Raw genomic sequence first — 23,364 nt, 5'->3', positions numbered from 1 at the left:
GCGCTCGCGAGCAACAGAGCGCCGTCTGATAGCAGACTTACTTTACTGACAAGTTATAAGCTTCAGATCCGCCAATCAGTTTCGCTAATCCAGCGATCTATCCGATATTTTTAGCTGCGCCCTGGCATTATAAAAACGACGATAGGATAAATAGACAGCAATGATCGTTGACAGACTGGCAGTCCCTATCAGCATAAACGTGACCATAATCTGATACTTAATCGCCTTGAGCGGATCTATTCCGGCGAAAATCAGTCCGGACATCATCCCTGGCAGGCTGACCAGTCCGACGGTTTTGGCAGCGTCCACCGTCGGCATCATGGCTGTACGAATGCTGTCGGCAATGATGCGGCCCGATGCCAGCTTCACCGATGCGCCAAGGCTCAGCATCTCCATAATTTTCTGCTGGTTGTCGCTGAAGCGCTGGTTCAGGTTGCTGTAACAGAGCCCTACTGCGACCATGGCATTACCGGCGATCATGCCCGTGATGGGGATGACCTGCATCGGAACAAACGCTATCGCCCCGCTCAGCACCAGAATCGTCAGCGTGATAACGGTGCCACTAAAAATAGCAACAAACGATATCGTAAAAGCGTTATCAATATTTCGACCGCGTTTACGGGCGTTGATCGCGGCATTAACGCAGATAAACAGCACCATCAGTACCGTCAGCCAGCTGTTATTAACATCGAAGATCGACTTCAATACAAAGCCGACAATGACCAGCTGAATTATCGCCCGGAATACACTCCAGAGAATATCTTTGCTCATGCCGAGCTTTTCTTTCTGGCTGATAAGCAGCGCTATAGCCACCAGCGTCAGTGACAGCAATAGAGAGGTGTCACTGATATTATGCTGATTCACGCTTATTCTCCTTTTCTGGCGGCTCAAGCCGAAGCACCTGCTCAGCCTGCTGGATATCGTTAACGTCATGGCTAATCCGCACCACGGCTACCTTTTCTTCAGCTGAGATCCGGTTAATCAGTGAAAGTACTGATAGTCTGTTCTCTTCATCAAGTGCGCTGGTGACTTCATCCAGTAACAGTACCTCAGGCATAAACTGCAGATTGCGCAGTAGTCCGACACGCTGCTTTTCTCCGCCTGATAGTTGTTCAACAGGTTTATTCAGCATATCCGGAGAGAGATTTACGCTTTCCAGCGCAGCAACAAGTTTGTCCCGCTGAGGTTTCTGACGTCGAATCTGCCATGGCAGCGCCAGGTTGTCATATACCGTCTGACCAAACAGTTGCGGCGTCTGAAAACAGTACGAGACCTGCTGGCGATAGGCCTCTGCTCTCAGCGTGGTGATATCACTGTTCCTGAAGAAAAGTTGCCCGGAGGTGGGGGTAATCAGCGAAGCAAGGATTTTGAGGAAGGTACTTTTTCCGCTTCCGGATGGGCCGGTCAGCAAGACGCAATCACCCTGATATAACTGCAGGGAGACCGGTTTCAGTAGCTGACGATCCCCGACTGAAAAAGCGACGTCCTGCACATCCAGCAGGAGTGAAACTCTGTCCATATTTACGCCTCAGGACCTGACAAATTGAGTGTTGTCAGTATCAAAAAAAGCAGGAGTTACCCTTCACAGTCAGATTACCGGTACTGCATGTTGCAGCGCGATCGCACTGCTGTCGTGGGCGCGGCAAATATACATCAGACTATGAAATATAAGGCATTTAATTGCGGCTATGCATCTTCTGAGTAAAAAATCAGTGTGTGGAGGTGTCCGCCAGCCAAAACTCAATATGATCCTGCGCGAGGAACGTGGCAGGCATCGGGTTTAAATCAGAGTGGCAGACACGCTGCCACCCGACAATTATTTGTTTTTCCAGCTGGTAGAGACCGGGTTGGTTACGGTGTTTTTTTCCTGAGTATAGGTGCCGTTCTGCTGCGCAATGGCTTCACCGGTATCCACAATGGCATTCTGAATAAAGACGTTCTGCTCGTCACCCCTGATAAAAGTTAACTGATGAAAAGCCGTTTTATTGCCCCAGTCAGCAGAAGGCAGAGAGATAAAACGCACCGTGAAAGTTTCATCATCAAACTTGCCCTGCATGACGTAAACACCGTAGTGGTTTTCGCCCTGAGAAATGATTTTATAGGTACCGTTGTCGTAATAATAAATCTCCGCATCCGGAAACGGCTTTTTGTCATACATTTTTCGGTAGTGCAGCACCTGTTTGATGGTGGGCTGGCCGAAGCTGACGGTGAGGTTGTTACCCTCTGCCGACGTCGTCAGACCTTCAGCGTGAACACTGCTCATCAGCATTAACAGACTTGTAGCGGCCATTGCGGTTGCTTTCACTCTCTTTCTCCTCAGCGGATTATGGGGACAACAAGCGTATGAGACCCCAGAACTTACACGGTGGTGAGTATCTGTTGAAGAGGCAGATAACATATTATTACACAATGTTATAATCACGCCCTGCAACCTGGCGACTTGAGCCGTAGTTGACCGGGTTGCCCGATATCGAAAGCGCTCGGATGCAGAAGGAAGCGGTTATCGCATTGAAAATAAAAAATAAACGCCAGGCTGACGTTTAAAGTTCGCCAGTGACGCTTAATGCCGCAACGCGGTGGAAAGCTGTTTAACTGCTTAAACGAATATCGGTCTGCTGCCGGCCGCTATAACAAAACGGCGCAGACCGATCTTTCGCTGGCAAATTCGGGCTGAATCCTGCTCTTTTACAGAAAGTCAGGCACTAAAAGAGACAGCCAAGGGTAAGGGGACTGTTTATTTCAACGATTCCGGCAGCGTTACGATCCATAACTCGCTGTCCGACTCCGGTTTCTTCAGCGGCTTCACGCCGATCGTCGTTGCAACCGGCTTACCCTCTACAGTAAGTTCCCCCTTTTCGTTCAGCCGATAATCCTTGCGCTTCTTACCTTCCACCGGATTTTGCATGACCGTTTTCACGCCGAAGTCATTGTCATTGGCGACCGCCAGCGTTTTACTGTCGATCAGCGCCAGTCCTTCGGCCTTCTCCTGCTGCCAGCCGAGTTGACGTAAATCGACCACCAGCGTTTTAGCTGCGAGCTTAATGCCTCGCTGCGCCAGCGCTTTCTCGTCGTCCGACTCCGGATACTTACCAGGTTTGTCAAATGCGGCAAGATCGGTAGCCGCACTGAGGTCCACCTTATAGATGAGGTTGCGCATCGCGTCGTTTTTATCGCTGCCTTGTTCAATCAAGAGAATATGCTGATTATCGAGCGCCACGATATCGCCAATTTTGGCGTCGCTATTTTTACTATAAGCCTGGCTGTCGATAGGGTATCCATACATCGCGGTTTTCCCGGTCGCCGGATCGAAGCTCACCAGCCGGGTAAAGCGCGCCTGCTTTTTACTTTTACCGTTGATATCCAGCGTACTCTGCACCGCGGCGATGATGCGCCCGTCCGGCATACGGGTAAGCCCTTCAAAACCACGATTAGGCTGACGCCACTTAAGAATATTAGGCAGTCCGCCCGCAATGGATTTTTCCCCTTCAATAGCCTGCGGCCCGTGAATCGCCAGAATCTTGCCGCGTTGATCAACGTTAATCAGAAACGGGCCATATTCGTCGCACAACCAGTACCCGCCCTTCCCGTCCGGCGTAATGCCTTCCGTATCCAGACCACGGTTATCGCCCTTCAGCACTTTCAGTGTGTCGCTTAACGCGACTTCATTGGTTGAGCCGATGACACCATCCTGTAGCGGCAATCCGTTGATATTGCCCTTGTCGTCATGCAGCGGTCTGGCATCCGTGGCTTCTGCTTTGCCGTTCTGCACCTGAATATTCATCAGCAGCGGAGCGAAGTCTGGCGTGACGAAAATCTTTGACTCATGTTTGCCCACATCGGGTGAGTCGGCATTCGGCCCACGATCGGTGACGGTCGCGAAGGTGAGCGCATCCCCCTGCTTACCGGTAAACAGCAAACCGGAGCCGATTCCCACCGGCAAACCATCCGGAAACGCACTGGCGAACGCGCCGCTGTAGCTCACGCGCGTACCTTCCGGAAAACTGACGATATAGTGCTCAGCCTGAGGTTGCGCCGCAAGACCAGAAAACGAGAGCGCACAACTGATAACCAAAGAAATCGTTTTTATTTTCATAATATTAAATCCATGAGAGAAAGCTGACAGCGTAAAGAACATAAATGACAGGGAAATGATATTTGCGGTAAAAACGGACAGCTAACAGGTTGATTTTGCCACCGTTAAGGCGCCGGCTGGTGAGGTGGTGAACGTATAGTGAACGTTGCCTTGTGCGCAACGCTGCCTGCTCAGTGCCAGGAGCTGACATTGGCAGAAAAATGATTGTTATTCATCACCATATTGCTATCGTTATGCACTTCCGGATGTGAACCACAGTTGAGAAAGCTTGCGGGCTACTCACTTTTCAAAAAAAGGATTTGATATGTTTATGCGCCGTGCTTCTCTGTTTTTAATGTCAATGATGGCTATATCCCAGGCCCATGCTGCTAACCTGCGGGCTGCCGATGTAATCACCTTTGATGTTGCCGGGGTAAAAACCGGTATGGATTATGATGAGGCCGTAAAAGCCATGACTGAGCACTTTCATGTGCCAGCATCATCGTTAGACGTTGATAAATACCCGGCTCTAAATGTGGTAACAGGAGATAAGCAGCCACAGTATATTGCTTACGAAAAAAACGGCGTCAAACTGCTTGTACATTTTGAAGGCCGTGTTCCTGCAGATCCGAAACATGCGCTGGCTGTGTCTCAGATTTCTTACGAGCTCCCATACTCCACTGAGAATAAAAATGCCATGGCCAAAGCCGCCGTTGAAAAATATGGTGTCCAGTCAAATGCACCTTATACACCAATGGTTTGGTGTAAAGCGCCCGGAAAAATGGCAACCATGGCATGCGGCCCGGATCCTGAGCAGCCGGTACTGAAATTATCAGGCACATCCCTGGAGATGAATGACCCATCGTGGACAAATGCCCGTATTAAACTGATGGACAGTAAACAAACCCGCACACCTGGTTTCTAAAGTGACTGATGCCGCCAGATGATCTTCTGGCGGCTAAGTGCCAGACGCTGATCATGGTTTTATGACAAAGGCTGAAGAGCAGCAGGTGATATTCAGGCGAGATGATTATCAAACGTGATGCGGGACAGATCTGCACAAAGCCAGCTCAGATAAGCTTTCAGTCCTTATTGAAAATTTTTATACACACAGAGCCTCAGCCACCAGCAGGCTGGCATTTTCTAATGACTTTAATCTGACTTAACGTCTCCCTTCCGCCCATAACAAACCTCTATCAGACACATGATTTCTTAAAGCCCAGGCTGATAAAAGATGACAAGGCCATACTCTCTGCTCTGAGGTGGTGAGTAACTCCCAGAGCCAGTTTGCATACGGAAATGTGTACTCGCTCCGGGAGAATTTTCATAGGTTGAAACTGCGAACTGAATTGATGTTCTGGTTAGAGTAAATCAGAGACAGGCCGTCGTATCTCTTCACCAGAACATCCCTGTATTTACCTGTGGTAAGTGTTCATCAATGTGTGATGTTTATTATTCAGGCGATTTTTCTATGCCGCTAGCAGAATTACTTATTCGCATCTGAAGACGAGAAATGTGCCCGGTGATATCTGCCGTTCTTTCTGCTAATCCCCGGATAGCACTGGCGATGACAGAAAACCCACGGCCATGTACACCTGCTCTCGCGGCTTCGATACTGGCGTTCAGTGAAATGAGTTTGATCTGCGCAGCAATAATCCCGTTTTCAGAGACGAGTTCGGCAATTTCTTTTGCGGTTTCGGCGGTCTGAATGTTTCGCCTGACTTCGCTTTCCTCATGTCGCCCACGGTCTTTACGGCCCTGAATATCAATAAGCGCGCCGACGGCACGCAAAGGGGTACCATCAGGTGCACGTTTAGTCTGCCCGCGGGCCTGAAACCACCGGTATTCACCACTTCGCAGTTTAAGACGATATTCAATATCAAAACCGGTTTTACCACTGAAGTCCATCAGGTGGCTGACGAAAGCATCGAGCGCATTCTGTTTGTCATCCGGGTGAAGGCGTGATGCCCAACTGTCCATCACATCAGGGAACTCTTCAATGGTTTCAAAACCCAGCAGCTTCCTGAACTGCGGTGACCACCAGAATACGTTGTCGGGATTCAGGGGATTTCCGCCAATAATATCCAGATCCCAGAGGCCGTCATTAAGCATTTCGCGCGACAGGTCAAAACGGGTGGAGACAATATCAAACTTGCGGGACTGTGACGTTTCTTCTTCTGTATTCTCTATAACGGCAACCAGGCGCGGCGGCGTAAATTCACGACTGTATGATGCACGAATGCAAAACCACTGAAAGGTATTTGCGCCAGTTTTTATCAGGCAGCGTAACAGCTTTTCATCACCGCTATGTTTGAGTGTATGACTTATCAAACCTTTGAACGCTTCCCGGAAATCCGCATGGATCATCTGGATCAGCGAAGAGAGCCCGACCTCCTTCTGCAGAGGCAATCCCATAAGCTGGCGTGCTTCAGGTGAAACAAATGCAGGCGCGTCACTTTTAAGAGCGGTCGTCTCAACATACCAGTAGCCTTTCTGGCTGAGGTTCATAATACATTTCAGCAGCGTGGCATCACTATGATCCACATCCAGCGTTTCATCGATAAATTTCTCAGCGATATCCATCGTTGTCGGCTCTTTGGCGGACTGTTTCCGGAATAAATTCAGCATTATTTCTCCTGGTGAGCATATACAGGCATAAAAATATGCCTGAAAGGGTTATCGGCAGAACTTTCTGGATATTCAGTTAAAGGTCGCTGGTTTGAATTAATACTGTAACAAGATGCTATAGATAGCTCGCCAGCTATAGCTACCGGAACAGAGATGATGGATGAGCCTCACCGCCAGCGTGCTAAATGTATTTTTTTGAAATCATGTGGCACAAAATTATCTTTGGTCTATGATATCTGAAAAATTTCAGGCCTTATAATCCCGACGCTCCGATCCCCCATGAAGATTCACAGTGAATTGTTATGCTGAGTTTTGACATACGGTTGTGAGTTTATATTTTCCGGCTATCGCAGGTATTAAATGAGTGGCTTAGCTTTGAGCTGCCACCTCTGCCTGCAGACAAAAGTCCGGACATGACTTATTGATATCCATAAGTATAATTCGTCAACGCATAAGAGAGCCTGGCTGCTGATCATGTTAAATGCATTAACAGGGTTTAATATTTAACTTAAGCGATATTTTTATGAGATTGGTTTCACTTTGTTTCTGGCTTACCATACCAGATACCATCAGCCTCATGCAGACCCGTGAGTTAAATAAGTATGGCATTTTATGTTCATGAACTTTCCCCGCTCACTGACATCATAGCTATGTGTATCGCACTTAATAACCATAGACAATTTAAGGCCTCCGGAAAAACGACGTTTGCAAAAGATTAATTTCCCGCCGCAAACAAAACAGGGTTTTAAAAAAGGGTTTCTATTCCGTTCCCGCTCAGGTCATCAATGCCTTACAGAAATACGTTTCAGGATATTTAAATGAATGAAAAATTGAAAGATGCTGATGCTCGTGCAACTTATCAGCAGCTAATTAAATCGGGCGAGTTTAAACCTTTTTTTCAGCCGATAGTCTCACTTGAGGATCAGCGCGTAGTAGGTTTTGAATTGCTGGCACGGCGTATTTTGCCCGAAGGGCTTATCGTATCTCCGGCTGAGTTCATTCCGGCTATGGAACATCATGGGTTACTCAATGAGCTGATGACAAGTCTGGCCGCTCAGGGATTCATGACAGCGAGCACCTGGCCAGAACACCAGTTTCTGTCTTTAAACGTATCTCCTTCACAACTGAACGGTAAGCACCTTCCCGAAATTTTAAGAAAACTGGCTGAACGTTATCAGTTCAGCCTTTCGCGGCTCAGGATAGAAATCACCGAGACAGCATTGATCGATGATATTGAGACGGCTCATGCAGAACTCGAAGCATTGTCTGAAATGGGTTGTATGATTGCTATGGATGACTTTGGCACCGGCTGTTCAAGCCTTGCCTGGCTTATCCAGCTTCCCGCCAGCACGATTAAGATTGATGGCAGTTTTATTCGTTCAATGCTTCAGAAAAAGGATAGTCGGAAAATTATCTCCAGCGTAGTCGGTTTGGGCCGCAGCCTGGATATGGACGTCATTGCTGAGGGTGTTGAAACAGAGGAACAAGCTGAGATGTTGCGGGGTATCGGCTGCGCTTATGTACAAGGCTACTTATTCAGCAGGCCGATCCCGGCTGAAGAAACACATAATTTTCTCACCGCTGGCTCTGGCCGCAAATTTCATAGTCGTGTGGCACGAATGTCTCTTGAGCAGCGCGCGCATCAGATTTCATCGATGTTTGCTGCGCCTGACACCTCTATCTGTTTTCTCAGCCCTGAACTGATGATTGTTGACGCAAGTGATACCTTTGCAGCGCGGGTTGGCTGGCCAATGCAGGACATTACCCATCGCCATATTTTTGAAGTGATACCGTCTCAAGCTGAGAAGCTGCTTTGGTTGCAGGATTTCAGGACAAAAGGTCTTCCTTACCCTCCGTTTGAGGTAAAGCTGCCCGGCGGTAGCACCGATTTGGTTATGATTACGCGGGTGGAGGATGAGGCAAAAGATTTACTGGGGTTTTGTGTGTTTGGCTTTAACATTGACCGTCAGAACAACCTTGTTCAGCCTTAGTGTCAGTTCACAACATCATCTGATATTTCCCCACCGCCAGCTTAATTTTACCGAGGCAGGCTTCAGTTTCAGGTTGTTAGCTGAAGATGAGGAAAATGTCCGCTTAGTGCCAGAAGCGGACATTACGCATATAGATTTTGAGTTATGTATCAGGTAAAGCCAGACAGATAAAACTGCTGTTATTTTAAGGAAAATACAAAATTTAGTCAGTTAGAGTAAAGTGGCGCGCGAGTTTGTCGAAGTGAGATTTGAATTCTGAATATAATGACCTGGTGGCCGGATTTAGCTGACTACGGTGTGGGCAGATAAAGCTCAGAGGATTACTTTCTCCTTTAAAATGCGGAAGAACCGGAACGAGGGCTTTTCGATCAATGTCTGCATGAACGTCCAGCCAGGACTTGTACCCAATCCCCACTCCCTCAAGAGCAAGCCTGCGTGTGGTTTCGGAGTCATTACAGACAAAACGGCTTTTTACTGATATGGAATGTTTTTTATCCTTATCATAAAAAGACCATGTCCCATAAGGATGACCATTCAGGGTAAACAGAATGCAGTCCCTGCTGGGGACCTCCTCGAGCGAATGCGGTTCTCCATGACGTTCAAGATAATCGGGGGATGCGACCAGGATACGTCTGTTGTAATCAGCCAGTGGCAAGGCGACATAACTCTTGTCCGGAAGAATACCGTAGCGCACAGCAACATCTACAGGGTCCCGGTGTATATCACTCACAGCGTCGGTGAATATAAGCTGTACAGAAATACCGGTATGCTTTTTACAAAACGATGAAATTATCGGTAGAAGTGTACTTCTGCCGATATCGGACGGCATCGAAATCTTTATTAGCCCCTTCAGCACACCTGAATGACTATCAAGGCTTTCTCTACCCGCCTTAATCACCTCAAGCATTTCATTGGCATAGGGAAGATACGTGTTTCCTTCCTTTGTTAATCTTATCGTTCGGGTAGTGCGCACAAAAAGGCTGACGCCGAGCTCTTTTTCCAGTCTCGATATAGCCGCACTGACCTGTGCAGGTAGTAAACCGGCCTCTCTGGCTACACTGGAGAAGCTTTCCAGTTGCGTGGCTCGCACAAACATTCTGACATCCTCAATCCTTAACATTGCGCATACCTTCTTCAACCTTTAACCACGTATAACGAAAAACCACGAGCGGATTTACACTCCTGGAGTGTAAATCTTACTCTATTAAGTCTCTTTTTGTGTAGGAAAGGTTCATTTAAGATTTGCCTGTCAGATAAGCAATCAATACAACTAAATACCCGGAAAGGCGATATGAAAGCAATTGTATATAAAGATAATCAATTACCTATCAGTAACACTGACTCACTTTACGAAACCATTCTTCCAAAACCCGAGCCGGGCAGGTCTGATCTTCTTGTCAGAATTCAGGCAATCGCTGTAAACCCTGTAGATACGAAAGTTCGCCGTAACGTCTCCGTGACAGAACCGCGGGTCCTTGGCTGGGATGCTGCTGGTATCGTGGAGGCTGTTGGTGAAGATGTGACCATGTTCAAACCGGGTGACGAAGTTTACTATGCGGGTTCCATCCTGCGAGCCGGATCATATGCTGAGTAAGGGCTGGTTGATGAAAAGATTGCTGGCCCTAAAGCTGCCTCTCTTTCAATGGCCGCTGCGGCAGCGTTACCCCTGACCTCACTCACAGCCTGGGAATTGCTGTTTGATCGCCTTGAAGTAAAAACAGGCATAAACGACGTATTGCTTATTATCGGAGCCGGGGGCGGCGTCGGCTCAATCCTTACTCAGCTTGCCAGTAGTCTGACCCAGCTTACGGTAGTAGGCACCAGCTCTCGCAGCGAAACAGCTGAATGGATTAAGTCACTTGGCGCCCATCATATTATCGACCATACCAAACCGTTTGGTCCGCAGCTGAAAGCTTTGGGTATTTCGGACGTGCGTTATGTAGCCAGCCTGACGCACACCGATACGCATTATGAACAGATAATCGACGTAATGGCTCCTCAGGGCAGACTCGCTGTCATTGATGATCCTGATATGCTTGATGCCATGCCACTTAAAAACAAATCAATCTCCCTCCACTGGGAGCTGATGTTTACCCGCTCCATGTTCAATACAGCCGATATGCAGCGTCAGAATGAAATATTGTCGGATGTAAGTAATCTTCTGGATAAAGGCATTATCAGCTCAACGCTGGGCGAACATTATGGAACTATCAACGCTGAAAATTTACGCAGGGCTCATGCAGTTATTGAGGCTGGAACAGCAAAAGGGAAAATTGTACTGGAAGGATTCTAACTGAATTAAAGATTAAAAAAAGAATTTAACCTTAACTATTTAAGGTTAAAAAAACTGACTGAGATTTTCTGCCGGGCAGAAAAATTTAGTTAACCGTACCATGCAAACCATAAAGGTAAAAAATGTTATATCTGGTCTTTAGTGGAAAAATTAAAGAGAATAAAGTTACTGAGTTTTATGAAAAAGTAGCGAAAGTCAGCCAGGATGCGACGCTTCAGCAGGATAAACCCGTTGTCTATCAGTGGCATAAAAACGTTCACGACCCCAGATTGTTCTTCCTGAATGAACAGTGGAAAAGCGTGGAAGACTTACATGCTCACTTCGAAACTCTGTACAAGATTTTTGGAGCAGCTAAGCCAACTGAACGACTGCCTGCTGCAATTCTGGAGTATCTTGATGAACCAAGTGTAGCCTATTACGATCCTGTTTCTTGATCAAAAAGCCCCTCTGTGAGGGGCATTCAATCCATTATTTAAATCTACAGAATATATGTTACGGGAGTTATGGTTTGCTACTGAATAAAAAAATAGTACTCACTAGCGTTATTTTACTCAGCTGCTTCTGCGCGGCCACTTCGGCCGGACAGTCGGATCTGGCAAAAAAAAACATTCAGCTTACGAGAGATAAATCTACAGGCAAAGCAGAAGTAGTCGCAACGTTTTGGCATGCTATGCCTACAGGCGTGACGGTGACCGAAACCGGCCGTATTTTTGTAAGTTTTCCGCGATGGGGAGATGATGTCCCTTTTACTGTCGCAGAGATTAACAGAGGGGCCGTTGTTCCTTATCCGAATTCGGTTATCAATATCGCGGATATAAATAACCCTGGTAAAAGCTTTCTGAGCGTTCAAAGCGTTGTTGCTGATGGCAGAGGAAAACTCTGGGTGTTAGACACAGCATCGCCAGGGTTCTCAAAACCTATTGCTGGCGGAGCTAAACTTGTTGCAATTGACCTGAACACAAACAAAGTCGTTAAAACCATCGTTTTGTCTGAAAACGTTGTGTTACCAGCAACCTATGTTAACGACGTTCGCATTGATTATCGCGCTGGTAAATCCGGTATAGCCTACATCACCGACTCATCGCTTTCCGGAACGGGTGGCATCATAGTAGTTGATCTTTACTCAGGAAGCGCGGTACGTCGTCTGACCGGCGATCTAACCACTTCTCCTGAGAAAGGTTTTGTGCCTGTTGTTGAAGGTGAAACCCTTTTACAACGTCATCCGGACGGTTCAACCACTCCTTTTAGCGTTGCATCTGACGGTATTGCATTGTCTTCAGACGGTAAAACACTTTATTACAGCCCTCTGTCAGGGCGTCACCTGTATTCGGTGGACACAGCGAAACTTAGAGATCCGGATATCAGTGAGAAGGAGCTGTCTGCTTCTGTCAGGGATTTGGGCGAAAAAGGTGCCTCCGATGGTCTTGAATCCGATGCCGCAGGAAATATCTACGCTGGTGATTATGAGCGAAACTCAGTCAGAAAAATGGATAAAAATGGAGTATGGTCAACTATTGTTCATGGGCCTGATATTTTATGGCCGGACACACTTTCTGTCGGCCATGATGGCTATCTGTATTTTATTGTAAATCAGCTGCATCGCCAGCCGGTGTTTCATATGAATAAAGATATGCGCCAGAAACCCTATGCACTTATGCGTGTAAAAATAGATGAAAAGCCGATCATTACCAGATAAAATCGAAATAAAATATCCAGAAAACCAGCAACCTCCATTGCCATTAACCTGTATCTGGTGTGTCAAATTAAACGTTAATTAATCATATTAATGGAATATTTATGAAAAAACTGATTCTTGCTTCACTGCTCCTCTGGCCAGTATCTCAGGTCTGGGCAGCAGACTGTGACAATGCAGATACCCAGCTTGAAATGAACCAGTGCGCAAGTGCAGATTACAAGAAAGCTGATAAGGAATTGAATGCTACCTACCAGCAGGTACTGAAATCCACCGCTGGAGAACAGACAGCACTTTTTCGGAAAGCCCAGAGAAAATGGATCGAATATCGTGATGCTGATTGTCAGTCTCAGACTTTTGCATCGCGTGATGGTTCCATTAGTTCAATGAATTTCGGGCTATGCCTCAAGGCAAAAACCGAACAACGGACCAAAGAACTGAAAGACATGCTTAACTGTCCTGAAGGTGATGTGAGCTGTCCGTTATGAAAAAATTCGCACTGTTCCTTGAGTGATATTCGAATTCGACCCGGACAGGGTTAGTGCAATTATGAGTTCCTGTCTTGAAAGTTATGTCCGCCTTTCGCTCTGGCGGACATATTAAACCTTTAGCATGTCTGCTTCATCCCAGATGCAAAAATCAGAACATTGTATAACCAGAAAACCGCGCGCGAGCCTCAGAAGTTTGCGGTTCTGGAGCTATAAAAACTTTACACTTAATGGTCTTTAAGGCGATTATTAATTCTCTATTAACCACGCTTGTATGACAAGCGCGACTCAGGAAGACCACAAGGAAGGAGTAATTATTTCTTTGAAAAAATCGCATTGACTATTTTTTCGCACCTATTAATAATTAATAAAATTAACAGATTTGATGGATTATCATGACTAACTCATCTTTTAACAGGCCCGGTGCTATTGCACTTATGCAATTTGATGATGGCAGAACTATCGAGTTCATAATGGGTGTTGAAGATATACTGACGGGTGTGGCTATCAATAAAAATAGCATATTCGATCTTGCTTCAGTATCAAAGCAGTTTACAGCATTCAGCATTCTTCTCCTGGAGAAATACGGATTATTGCATTTAAATGACTATCTCCTCGATTTCATTCCAGAAGTTAAACTCTCCCAAAACAATATAACACTTGAGAACTTAATTTATCACACCTCTGGACTTCCTTGTCTTTTTGATATCGCTGAAGATAATGGCATTGATTATTATTCAGCATTTAAAAATGAGGATATAATTAAAGGAATTAGCAAAAGGAAAAATTTAAATTTCTATCCCGGAACCAGGCACGAGTATAGTAACACTGGATATATTTTACTTGCCCAAATAGTTGAAAAGGTCTCAGGATTAAGCTATCCGGATTTTGTTAAACGGGAAATATTTTTACCCCTGGATATGCATGATTCCTTTGTTTCTGATGGAGTCTCTATGGAGAAGGAATCTGTAAGCGGATATCAAGAAAAAGATAACAATATATTTTTTCCTGTTCGCAGCCCATGGGGCGTTACCGGAGCAGGCCTTGTGCACTCATCCGCTAATGATTTAATGAAATGGGGCCTGAATTTTTCTTCGGGCCTGGTCGGAGGAAAGGAGTTAATAAGAAAAATGCTTACCCCACTCCCCCTGATTACTGACACCAACATTATGATTGAAGATCATATTTCATACTGCTTTGGCATTGAACTGGACGAGGATAAATCAGGAAAATTTTATTGTCATCAGGGTTCTACATTTGGAAGAGAAACATATTTTGTGCGCTCACAGGAAGCAGCCTATACTCTGGCAGTATTATCAAACATAGAAGGTTATGATGTCTGTTCAATGGCCGTAAGATTGTTTAATAGCATGACTTCAATAACCACATAAAAAATTCTTCCCTTATTTGGCACAATGATAAGGGCATAAGCAGGATGTCCGCTTTTCGCTCATAGCGGACGTGATCATATAACATTTTCATTTTTGATACTAAGCCACATGAGACATCTACTATTCGCTGACAAGAGTGAATATTTTCTCTTCCAGGCGTTTTGCACTGTCAAAATCGTGGGCGAACTGGGTAATTGTTGGTTTACGTTTACATAATTCGCGCATTCTGCGCGTTGAGTCATGATGTAACGTTGCATCAACTGCAACACCATCAATGCGGCCTTCCAGCATATAGCTTTCCCGGTATGAAGCATCCCCGGCAATCATTATATAGTGAGAGCCAGCATCGACCACTACGGACTGGTGCCCAAGAGTATGTCCCGGGGTTGGAACGATTCTCACCGCGCCGTCTTTCGTTACCGCCATGCTTCTGTCAAAGCTTTCAAACGGACCGTCATCATGGGTAGTGATGGTCGGTTTAAGCCATTTGGGGTAATGCATGTTAAGGAAACCCTGCACTGGCCCATTCCATGCAAGGGCGTCATGCGCCTCTTTTTTGCTCAGGATTATCTCGCTACCAGGAAAATGCCCGATCCCTCCAGCATGATCGCCGTGCATATGCGTCATTATTACCCATCTCACATCCCGGGGATTAAATCCCAGGGACTGAATTCTCGCGTTAACTTCTTCTTCAGGTTTGACCCACCTTCTCTCACATCTCTGCATAAATGGGTGCCACCAGGGTTGATAGCCAGGATCATTCGCATGTGAGCTTTCACCAGTATCCACTAAGATAAGCCCTTCCGGGTGTTCAATAAGCCAGCATCCAATCGGGAGACGAGGACTCCACTCTTTGTCTATCAGAATATCTACAACCCGGGCAGGACGAGCCTCGTAACGTGCGAGTTGATGACGGTATTTAATCTGAACATCTCCGGTTTGCAGGCAGTGTATTTTCATGTCATCCTCTTAAAGCAACAAGTGTTGCGTTAAATCTTAGGCTTTGATCGCGATGAGAGCAACAACTAAAGAAAATGAATCACTCGACGCAGTAACAGAGAGAACAGGTGGGCGTAGTGCAAAAGTCAGAGAGGCAGTGCTGCAGGCTGCCAGACAAGTACTGCTGGAAGAAGGAGCAAATGCCTTAACGCACCGCAACGTGGCGCAAATTGCCGGGGTAAATGCTTCGACGGTCTATCGCCGGTGGCCTGACAGAGCAAGACTAATTGCCGAGGTATTCAGAACTACCGCTGAAAGCATGGTTACAATTCCAGATAGTGGCAGCCTGCATTCTGATTTGTACGAATTTTTAAAGATGATAACCAGTATGCTTTCTTCATCAGAGGGAAGGAAATTGATACAAGCCGCGATCAGCGCCAGCTCGTCAGGTGACGAGATGGTTGATACTGCGATTCGGGATGTCTGGGAGCAAAGGTTTCAGCAGGCCGAGGTGATGTTTGAACAGGCAGTCCTTCGTGGCGAAGCTGGCTATAAGGGACAACGCAGAATCATACTTGAGACGCTGATTGCACCTGTCTGGTTCAGAATTTTGATTACTCAGCAGCCTGTGGATGAGAAATATCTGGCTGCCAACATCAACCGAATTTTAAAGCAGATGTCATGAAACCGAGTTCTATTAAGGCTCAATCCCCTGAGTGTTCATAATTGTCTTTTTCCAAAGACACACTTTCTTAGAGCGGATGGATGTCCGCTCCTCACTCATAGCGGAAAGTCCCCCAGTGGCAGGCGACCAGGCACCAGAAGCGACTGAAAATGCTCAACAATTTGCAGCGGTTAACGACCATGACTGCCTTATTTTTTCAGGTTATTCGTGTACGCAGCGGCAGCAACGTTATGTGTCTGGCATGCCGGGGAATTCCACTGAAAAGCTGTCTTTGCCTCGATACCCGGCCGTAACCGTTGCTCATCGGTGTAATCTTCCCGCGGATGAAAGAACAATGGCGCTTCCTGCTCAATGTGCCGCAGCCGTGTAGCCCACTGATCCAGACAGGCTTCTCTGTTTTCCTGCGACGTATTATCTGCCATCTAAGCCATAAAAGGTGGCTGTACATAAAAGCCTGCGTAATGAAAGATGCCGTTATGGATAGGCCAGAATTCGTTGTTTATTGCCATGTTTCAAAGGCAAACGGGGATCACACCCGGGCAGGCGATATGTTTACGATCTTCATTTTGAATGCAGCGTTGTGGCCCCAATGCGGTAAACCCTGTTTTTTTTATCATTGCAGAAGTCCGCCTGATTTGTGCTTAGGGATAAATTTTGCATTCCTCCATAATACTTATCCCACCACTCCGGACATTTCCCCCTCAAACCTATCTGTCTATTACACTGGAAGGTAATACTTCATTTTTGAGGCTCTCAGGATGGTGCAGAACACGGACAGACGCCGTACTTTAAATAAAGATAAAGTGTGGCAGGATCAAAAGGATATGGTCAGACAGGCGCTATCAGCAAGTCTTCCATGGTTTGCATTTGTGAATGTCAGTTTTGCTCTGATCATCCTGTTCCGGCATGTTCTTATTCGTGACTTTGATCGATCGATAGGCGCTCACACTGAAATACTGCCATTAATCGATCTCACCGCGGGCGCTATTATCGCTCTGTCACTACTGTTTCTCCTTCTTGCTTACCGCCTGCCAGCGCGTTTGATACCGCTAAGCACGGCGCTGTTGCTGATTCTCGGCGTGATGTGGAGCTATTGTAGCTACTGCTTTATTGTCTGGTGGCAGCTGCCTTTTGCCTGGCCTCTCAGTGTCATCCTTATGCTCACCGCACTGGCGGCGTTTTATTATCACCCTCCCGCGTTAATGCTGTTTACCATACCCCTATGGCTCACTGCCCTGTTGGCCAGCGTGCAGCTTAACCAGGGGGTGAATATCCGGTTTTTACTGGTCTGGCTTCCGCTTACCGCTATTCTTATTTATGGCCGCGTTATCCTGCAGCGCTGGTTTGATGAAGCTTGGTTGCGTTATCAGGAGAACCGGATGCTTATCGCCCGACTCGACCTGTTGGCGCATCAGGATGCGCTGACCGGGACCGCTAATCGGCGTCTGATGGAGAAGTTTCTTGCTGACGCTTTTCGCCAGGCACTGCCGTTTGCGCTGATCATGCTTGATGTGGACTATTTCAAACGCTACAACGATCACTACGGACATCAGGCAGGAGATACATGCCTGGCGAAAGTGGCCGATATTTTGAAATCATCAGTCCGGACACCCGCGGATCTGGTGGCGCGTTACGGGGGCGAAGAGTTTGTGATTGTGCTGCCCGCGGCTTCTCTGGATGAAGCTACGCGGGTTGCTGAACGTATTCAGGCAATCCTGCATGAAACGGCACTGCCACATGCAGCATCAGCAGTTAGCGAGTCGGTCACTGTCAGCATGGGGATCGCGCTTTCAGGCATGCATGATAACGCAGAAGGCGTGATTGCCCGCGCGGATGAGGCGCTTTATCGTGCAAAACAACAGGGACGTAACCGGTGGGAGAAATAAATCCACTCTCTCAGCGCTAATCACTAGGATATCACTCCTTTTGTTCTTCAGCCGGAGGGGCAAACCAGTTCGCCTGGTCACAATAAAAGGCTGTTCGGGCTGGCTGATGAAGTTTGGCGACATGATTTGTACACCGAATTGATTGAATACATCCTGTATATGGCCGTGGAGAACGCTCCTTACTCCGGCCAGCGACTCTCCCGGAGGCTGCGCAGGCGTTGCCAGCCAAATCAAAAAGCATCACAACGGCAGTTCTGCATCCCATTCTTTTCATCTGCCCTCCCGGGAAGGCGTTATCAGAAGGTGTGACTGTAATTCATGCTAAAGAAGTACAGATCCGGATCGCGGTATTCTCCCCGCAGCAGCGGCGAGGAAACGGCGGACGAAGACATGTTCAGATACTCAAACGCTGCGCCGACGCTGCTGGAAGGCGTCAGCTGGTACTGTGCTCCGGTGCCAAACCGCCACGCGTCGCCAGAAGGCATCGTCATAGCAGTGTCATCCTGGTTTTTATAAAAGCTGCTGTCATAGGCGATACCGGCATTCAGACGCCAGCGTTCATCCGGCCGGAACTGTAGCCCCAGTGCCGTGTGCCAGGTGTCCCGCAGGCGGCTGGTGCGCTTAACCTGCTGTCCGGCAACATAAATCTGATTACCGCCGTACACACTCCAGTCCTGCCAGCCCAGATCGCCCATGACCGACCAGCGGTTATTCAGGTCGTGCACCACGCTCAGCATCAGCTGCGCGGGTGTATTAATCTGTGATGAGAGAGGGAGAGTAAATTCAGTGTTACCGAGCTGAGGGAACCGTGCCGTGGCATCAATATTGAAGTGGTATTCGGTCTTGCTGGTATAAGCAAGGCCGATGCGGGTTGCCTCGGTCACGTCAAACAGCAATCCGGTGCGGAAGTTCAGTGCCCAGTCATGATCGCTCGCTTTTTCATCCTGCCCGTCCACATTCCGGGTAAGGGATAAAAAACCATAGTTAATCCCGACGCCCATCCCCCATGAAAGTCGGTCGTTTATCTGCCAGGCCACTGCCGGACTAAGCGTCAGACCAACCAGCGTACTCTTTTTGATTAAGCGCTCGCCTGCCCAGTCGCCAAAGTCCAGCCCCAGCCCGTAATTGCCGAACAGGCCGATGCCGGCTGAAACAGACTCATTCAGGCGTTGATGATAGAAGATGCTGGCACCAGGAAACCAGCCGATAGTATTGCCCGGACTCTCTCCACTGAGCGCAGCATTGTCATCAAGGGTGTAAGGCGTATCACCGTAGAGTGCCTGCAAACCACCTGTCAGCATCCGATCCGGCAGACGCGTCAGGCTCGCCGGGTTAGTGACAAGCGTGGAGGCATCCTGGGCTCGGGCGGCCTGGCCAGCTCCGGCCAGACCGGTGTCTTCCGTGGCAATTTCATAAAGGTACAGCCCGCTGGCCTGTGAAGAAGCGGATACTAAAAGCAGTGCAAACAGTCCTGTGATTCGCCGCATAGCGTCTCCGGAAGGTTATGGCTGTGGCGGGTTTATTTGATGTCGGGACACTGAATCTTTTCTACAGAATATGCGTAAACCTGCTGGTTACTCGTAGAGAGAGCCTTTGCTGCAGCAAGGATCAGGTCATGACTGCTTTCGTTGCTGAGAAATACGGACCGGATTTTTTCGTCCGAAATGTTTTCTCCGAGCGTGCAGTGTGTCCGCAGGTCAGAAATAATCTTCTGTTCCTTTAGTGCGTACTCAAGATTCTGGTAGGGCGAGGCCGCAATCGGCATCGCTGATAGCAGTAGCAGTGAGCCAACAGCGGCTGAGGTAAGTTTCATTTTCGGGCTCCGCTAAACGGTGAAATTTTGCCTGATTTCCTGTAAAGCTTCAGGCCGGTGGCGCGAGTCACTCTTCTCTCTTCGCCGGTAAAAATGTTGGGGCATCCCCCGGCTATCAGTTCAGGAACTGCAGGTTAAGCCCGGCAAAAATCTGCCAGCGAGGCTGTCCCGGCCCGTCGTCGGCGACCGATGCCTGCGGCTCAACGAAAAAGTTATAAACCGTTTTACCCTGTTTGATGACCTGCCCGACGCCCAGCCCCAGCGGCACGCCATAGCTGTCGTTCTGGAAATTATAATTCCAGATAGGTGCCGCTCGCAGATACGTCCCGCCGCCCAGCTGATAAAAAACAAACGGCTGGAAAGCGCCCAGGTTAACGTCGCTGCGGTCACCCTCGCCTGCAAAGCTGTGCTGCCAGGAGGCCAGATAGCCATACTGAATTTTCGGTGAGCTGGCATCAAACAACACGTTCACCAGCCCGGCGGACCACTTCTCGCTGCCGAGTGAGTTTTCGGTCGCGGTGGGTGCGGTGATCTGCGGGCCAAAGCCAAAACTGACGGCCGGATTTCCGGTATCTATCAGATAAGCGGTAAACAGGTTCAGGTCGCCCAACCCTGTCTGGTGTCCGCCGGTGGGCGGAGAGGGATAAGTATTCACAGGAAGCGAGGCGCGAAGCAGCCATTTGCTTTCACCCAGCGAGAAAGGCTGGGCGTAGCGGAACCAGAACTGGTTGGCGTCTTTGTCACTTTCGCTGACGTCACCGATGTAATAATTCTGCATGTTAAATGCAGTCATGTTCGCCAGCGGGTTATTCGCCTGAGCGGCGTCTGCCGGCGGTTCGGCTGAGTGCGCATTGCCTGCAAGGGAAGAAAAAAGCAGACACGCGACGCTCATCTTGGCAGTTTTCATTGAATATCACCCGGCGTTTCTGTCGCTTAAAAAAAAGCCGGTAGCGTTATGCTACCGGCTGGGTTTTTACGGCGTCACCATGTTGAACCAGAAGTCGAACTTATCCATGTAGCCCAGCAGCTCGCTGACCTTGTCGGCGTTGCCGGTGATTTTTACTTCGCCTTTATCCTGCGCCTGCTTCAGCGTTTCCTCTTTCAGGATCACCTTATTCAGGGTTTCACGGGAAAGCGTCAGCGTTGCATCCGCGTTCTGCGCTTCTGAATTTGCCGTGTGGTTAAGCACGCCATTTTCCAGCTCCAGCTTGTACTTGCCGCCGTCTTCACCAAAATCTACGTTCAGCACGGCTTTCGCATTGGCGGCTTTTTCACCGTTAATGTGCAGTGCCAGGTAATCAAAGAACATCTCCGGCGTCATGGCACGGACCGTGTCCGGACTGGCGGTATTCGGCGTCGGCAACTGTTTCACGCCGTTACGCAATTCCTGCGCACCCGTCAGGTAGAAGTTACGCCACGGGCCGGATTCGGCCTGATAGCCCAACTGCTCCAGCGCATCGGCTTCCAGATTACGCGCGGCTTTATTCTCCGGATCGGCAAACACCACCTTACTGACCACCTGGGCGACCCAGCGGTAATCCCCTTTGTCATAGTCCGTTTTGGCTTTCTGCAGAATGCTGTCGGCACCGCCCATGTACTCAACGTATTTCTTCGCAGCATCTTCCGGCGGCAGTTCGTCAAGCGTTGCCGGGTTGCCGTCAAACCAGCCGAGATACAGCACGTAGGTCGCCTTCACGTCATGGCTGACCGAGCCGTAATAGCCGCGGTTGGCCCACATGGTGGCCAGTGATGGCGGAAGTTTGAACTGAGCGGCAATCTCATCGCGCGTCAGGCCTTCGTTGGCCATGCGCAGAGTCTGGTCATTGATGTAACGGTAAAGGTCGCGCTGACTTTTCAGCAGCTTGTTAACATTTTCATTGCCCCAGGTCGGCCAGTGGTGCTGCGCCATCAGGATGTCTGCCTTGTGGCCCCAGCGACTGATAGCGTCGTTGATGTACTTGGACCAGGGAAGCGGCTCACGGATTTTGGCCCCGCGCAGCGAGTAGGTGTTATGCAGGGTATGAGTGACGTCTTCAGCAGTCTGGATAACCTTTTTCTCTTCGATAAACCACAGCATCTCTGCCGGGGCTTCCGAGCCGGGAGCCATCATAAAATCGTAGGTCAGACCATCAATGACGCGTTTCTCACCGGTTTTGGTCACATAATCGGTAGGCGCTATCAGGGTGACGGTGCCAGCAGAAGTGGTGGTGCCCAGCCCTGCGCCAACCTGACCTTTAGCATCGGCTTTCAACAGGTTGCCGTACATGTAACTGGCACGACGGCTCATCACGTTGCCTGCCATGATGTTTTCAGAGACGGCAGATTCCATAAAGCCGGCCGGTGCATAGATTTTGACTTTGCCCGATTTGACTTCAGCTTCATCGACAACGCCACGGACGCCGCCGTAGTGGTCAACGTGGCTATGGGTATAAATGACCGCAACGACAGGTTTTTTACCGCGATTTTTGAAATAGAGATCCATGCCCACTTTAGCCGTTTCCGCAGAAACCAATGGATCAACGACGGTGACACCCTCTTTACCCTCAATAATCGTCATATTGGAGAGGTCGAGATTGCGAATCTGGTAGATTCCCTCAGTCACTTCAAACAGACCACTGATATTGATCAACTGAGACTGGCGCCACAGGCTGGGATTGACCGTATCCGGTGCTTTTTCACCCTCTTTAATAAATGCGTACTGTTTCGGATCCCAGATAACGTTGCCGGACTCGCCTTTAATGACGGCATCAGGCAGTGCAGCAATGAACCCTTTATGGGCATCTTCAAAGTCGCTTTTGTTATCGAAGGGTAATTGCTGGTAGAGGGCATCATTAGCCTGTTTGGTAGCAGGCGCAGCATCTTTCTGTGCCTCATCTGCAAATACACTAAGCGAAGCGGTAGAAAGTAAACCGGCCAGGGCCAGACTGCGGGCTAGAGGTGTTAATTTCATGTGTTTCCTCGGGATTTCAGACGAATGAAAACTGCATCCGATACAATGGAATTAAAGACGTGATTACAGCGTCCGGCATGAAGAGCCAGCAGCAACTGTTACGAGGTAGCAATAATTGCTAACATTTGTTTTAACGTTAGCAAGATCTTAAAAATCCACCAGTTTGAGTTAAGTCAAACAGCGGCTTTTATTCGCTAACTTTGATGAGCATCAAAAATCTATAATTTAAAATTACAATGAAACCAATCTTATCTATATGATTTTAAATCATATTCTACTTATTCTCCTGAATCTGAATTTATTCCTTATGTAAGTCAGCATCTTGATTTTTGAGAATTACCTCATTTTGTGGTGTGAGGAGTGTTCAGGGCGGATTAATATAAAATACAGAATTAAATGGTCCTGATACGCACAGAATCACCGGACACATTTGAATTCAAATCATGTAATTCAGATGTTTTGCTGACGGCGCTTTTTTCCGATTTCCGTTGTGAGACTAATTCAATGCTCATAGTGCCGCGGTATGGTATACGTC

Annotated in this window: 19 protein-coding genes and 2 pseudogenes; 9 read left to right on the top strand and 12 right to left on the bottom strand. The window is 48.1% G+C overall.

Going from position 1 to position 23,364, the window contains the following annotated elements; translation table 11 throughout:
• Positions 1-84: 84 nt before the first annotated feature.
• The 4 genes from fetB to ACX8ZY_RS20210 form a co-directional block, all read right to left on the bottom strand.
• Entirely contained in the window at positions 85-864 is a 780-nt protein-coding gene (gene fetB / locus ACX8ZY_RS20225) for an iron efflux ABC transporter permease subunit FetB (RefSeq protein WP_033768913.1), read from the bottom strand.
• On the bottom strand, positions 851-1,519 hold the full coding sequence (gene fetA, locus ACX8ZY_RS20220; protein ID WP_033768911.1) for an iron efflux ABC transporter ATP-binding subunit FetA: 669 nt from the start codon (positions 1,517-1,519) through the stop codon (positions 851-853). Before fetA ends, fetB begins: the two co-directional genes overlap by 14 nt.
• Positions 1,520-1,816: 297 nt before the next feature.
• A complete protein-coding gene (locus ACX8ZY_RS20215) occupies positions 1,817-2,305 on the bottom strand; it encodes a hypothetical protein (RefSeq protein WP_421665487.1) in 489 nt (162 codons plus the stop codon).
• A 429-nt stretch (positions 2,306-2,734) separates the two neighbouring features.
• Positions 2,735-4,093 carry an esterase-like activity of phytase family protein gene (locus ACX8ZY_RS20210; protein WP_421665486.1) on the bottom strand — a complete coding sequence of 453 codons (1,359 nt, stop codon included), beginning with the start codon at positions 4,091-4,093 and terminating at the stop codon, positions 2,735-2,737.
• Between the two features lie 304 nt (positions 4,094-4,397).
• On the opposite strand from ACX8ZY_RS20210, the gene ACX8ZY_RS20205 reads away from it, so the two are divergent.
• Complete coding sequence (locus ACX8ZY_RS20205) at positions 4,398-4,997, top strand: hypothetical protein (RefSeq protein WP_033768909.1); 600 nt, start codon at positions 4,398-4,400, stop codon at positions 4,995-4,997.
• A 527-nt stretch (positions 4,998-5,524) separates the two neighbouring features.
• Here ACX8ZY_RS20205 and ACX8ZY_RS20200 read toward each other — a convergent pair.
• Positions 5,525-6,700, bottom strand: a complete 1,176-nt coding sequence (locus tag ACX8ZY_RS20200; protein ID WP_421665485.1) for a methyl-accepting chemotaxis protein — start codon at positions 6,698-6,700, stop codon at positions 5,525-5,527.
• Positions 6,701-7,518: 818 nt separating this feature from the next.
• Between ACX8ZY_RS20200 and ACX8ZY_RS20195 the strand changes: the two genes are divergently transcribed.
• Positions 7,519-8,691: an EAL domain-containing protein gene (locus tag ACX8ZY_RS20195; protein ID WP_421665484.1), complete on the top strand. Its 1,173-nt coding sequence runs from the start codon at positions 7,519-7,521 to the stop codon at positions 8,689-8,691.
• 202 nt (positions 8,692-8,893) lie between these two features.
• Here ACX8ZY_RS20195 and ACX8ZY_RS20190 read toward each other — a convergent pair whose 3' ends face one another.
• Positions 8,894-9,811, bottom strand: a complete 918-nt coding sequence (locus tag ACX8ZY_RS20190; RefSeq protein ID WP_256843869.1) for a LysR family transcriptional regulator — start codon at positions 9,809-9,811, stop codon at positions 8,894-8,896.
• Positions 9,812-9,982: 171 nt separating this feature from the next.
• Here ACX8ZY_RS20190 and ACX8ZY_RS20185 point away from each other — a divergent pair.
• From ACX8ZY_RS20185 to ACX8ZY_RS20165, 5 genes and pseudogenes are all read left to right on the top strand, one after another.
• Positions 9,983-10,984 (top strand): annotated as a pseudogene (locus ACX8ZY_RS20185) (zinc-binding alcohol dehydrogenase family protein).
• Between the two features lie 122 nt (positions 10,985-11,106).
• Complete coding sequence (locus ACX8ZY_RS20180) at positions 11,107-11,418, top strand: putative quinol monooxygenase (protein ID WP_459261332.1); 312 nt, start codon at positions 11,107-11,109, stop codon at positions 11,416-11,418.
• A gap of 80 nt (positions 11,419-11,498) precedes the next feature.
• Positions 11,499-12,680, top strand: a complete 1,182-nt coding sequence (locus tag ACX8ZY_RS20175; RefSeq protein WP_423241812.1) for an L-dopachrome tautomerase-related protein — start codon at positions 11,499-11,501, stop codon at positions 12,678-12,680.
• A gap of 101 nt (positions 12,681-12,781) precedes the next feature.
• Positions 12,782-13,165: a lysozyme inhibitor LprI family protein gene (locus ACX8ZY_RS20170; RefSeq protein ID WP_163763431.1), complete on the top strand. Its 384-nt coding sequence runs from the start codon at positions 12,782-12,784 to the stop codon at positions 13,163-13,165.
• 395 nt (positions 13,166-13,560) lie between these two features.
• Entirely contained in the window at positions 13,561-14,556 is a 996-nt protein-coding gene (locus ACX8ZY_RS20165) for a serine hydrolase domain-containing protein (RefSeq protein ID WP_425021038.1), read from the top strand.
• A gap of 120 nt (positions 14,557-14,676) precedes the next feature.
• Here ACX8ZY_RS20165 and ACX8ZY_RS20160 read toward each other — a convergent pair whose 3' ends face one another.
• A complete protein-coding gene (locus ACX8ZY_RS20160) occupies positions 14,677-15,516 on the bottom strand; it encodes an N-acyl homoserine lactonase family protein (RefSeq protein WP_033773437.1) in 840 nt (279 codons plus the stop codon).
• A gap of 52 nt (positions 15,517-15,568) precedes the next feature.
• Here ACX8ZY_RS20160 and ACX8ZY_RS20155 point away from each other — a divergent pair, with 52 nt between their 5' ends.
• Both ACX8ZY_RS20155 and ACX8ZY_RS20150 read left to right on the top strand, forming a co-directional pair.
• Entirely contained in the window at positions 15,569-16,180 is a 612-nt protein-coding gene (locus ACX8ZY_RS20155) for a TetR/AcrR family transcriptional regulator (RefSeq protein ID WP_033773439.1), read from the top strand.
• 758 nt (positions 16,181-16,938) lie between these two features.
• Positions 16,939-18,066 carry a GGDEF domain-containing protein gene (locus tag ACX8ZY_RS20150; RefSeq protein ID WP_258996132.1) on the top strand — a complete coding sequence of 376 codons (1,128 nt, stop codon included), beginning with the start codon at positions 16,939-16,941 and terminating at the stop codon, positions 18,064-18,066.
• Between the two features lie 31 nt (positions 18,067-18,097).
• Here the strand turns inward: ACX8ZY_RS20150 and ACX8ZY_RS20145 are convergent.
• From ACX8ZY_RS20145 to ACX8ZY_RS20125, 5 genes and pseudogenes are all read right to left on the bottom strand, one after another.
• Positions 18,098-18,249, bottom strand: a pseudogene (locus ACX8ZY_RS20145) (mechanosensitive ion channel protein MscS); the annotation flags it as partial.
• 113 nt (positions 18,250-18,362) lie between these two features.
• A complete protein-coding gene (locus ACX8ZY_RS20140) occupies positions 18,363-19,553 on the bottom strand; it encodes an OmpP1/FadL family transporter (protein WP_421665483.1) in 1,191 nt (396 codons plus the stop codon).
• A gap of 32 nt (positions 19,554-19,585) precedes the next feature.
• A complete protein-coding gene (locus ACX8ZY_RS20135) occupies positions 19,586-19,879 on the bottom strand; it encodes a YicS family protein (protein WP_421665482.1) in 294 nt (97 codons plus the stop codon).
• A 115-nt stretch (positions 19,880-19,994) separates the two neighbouring features.
• Entirely contained in the window at positions 19,995-20,786 is a 792-nt protein-coding gene (locus tag ACX8ZY_RS20130) for a hypothetical protein (RefSeq protein WP_421665481.1), read from the bottom strand.
• 66 nt (positions 20,787-20,852) lie between these two features.
• Positions 20,853-22,829: an alkyl/aryl-sulfatase gene (locus ACX8ZY_RS20125; protein WP_421665480.1), complete on the bottom strand. Its 1,977-nt coding sequence runs from the start codon at positions 22,827-22,829 to the stop codon at positions 20,853-20,855.
• Positions 22,830-23,364 lie beyond the last annotated feature (535 nt).

It is taken from the genome of Pantoea sp. XAF26B01_ASV70, assembly GCF_054512635.1.
This window is presented reverse-complemented; position numbering and strand designations above follow the sequence as displayed.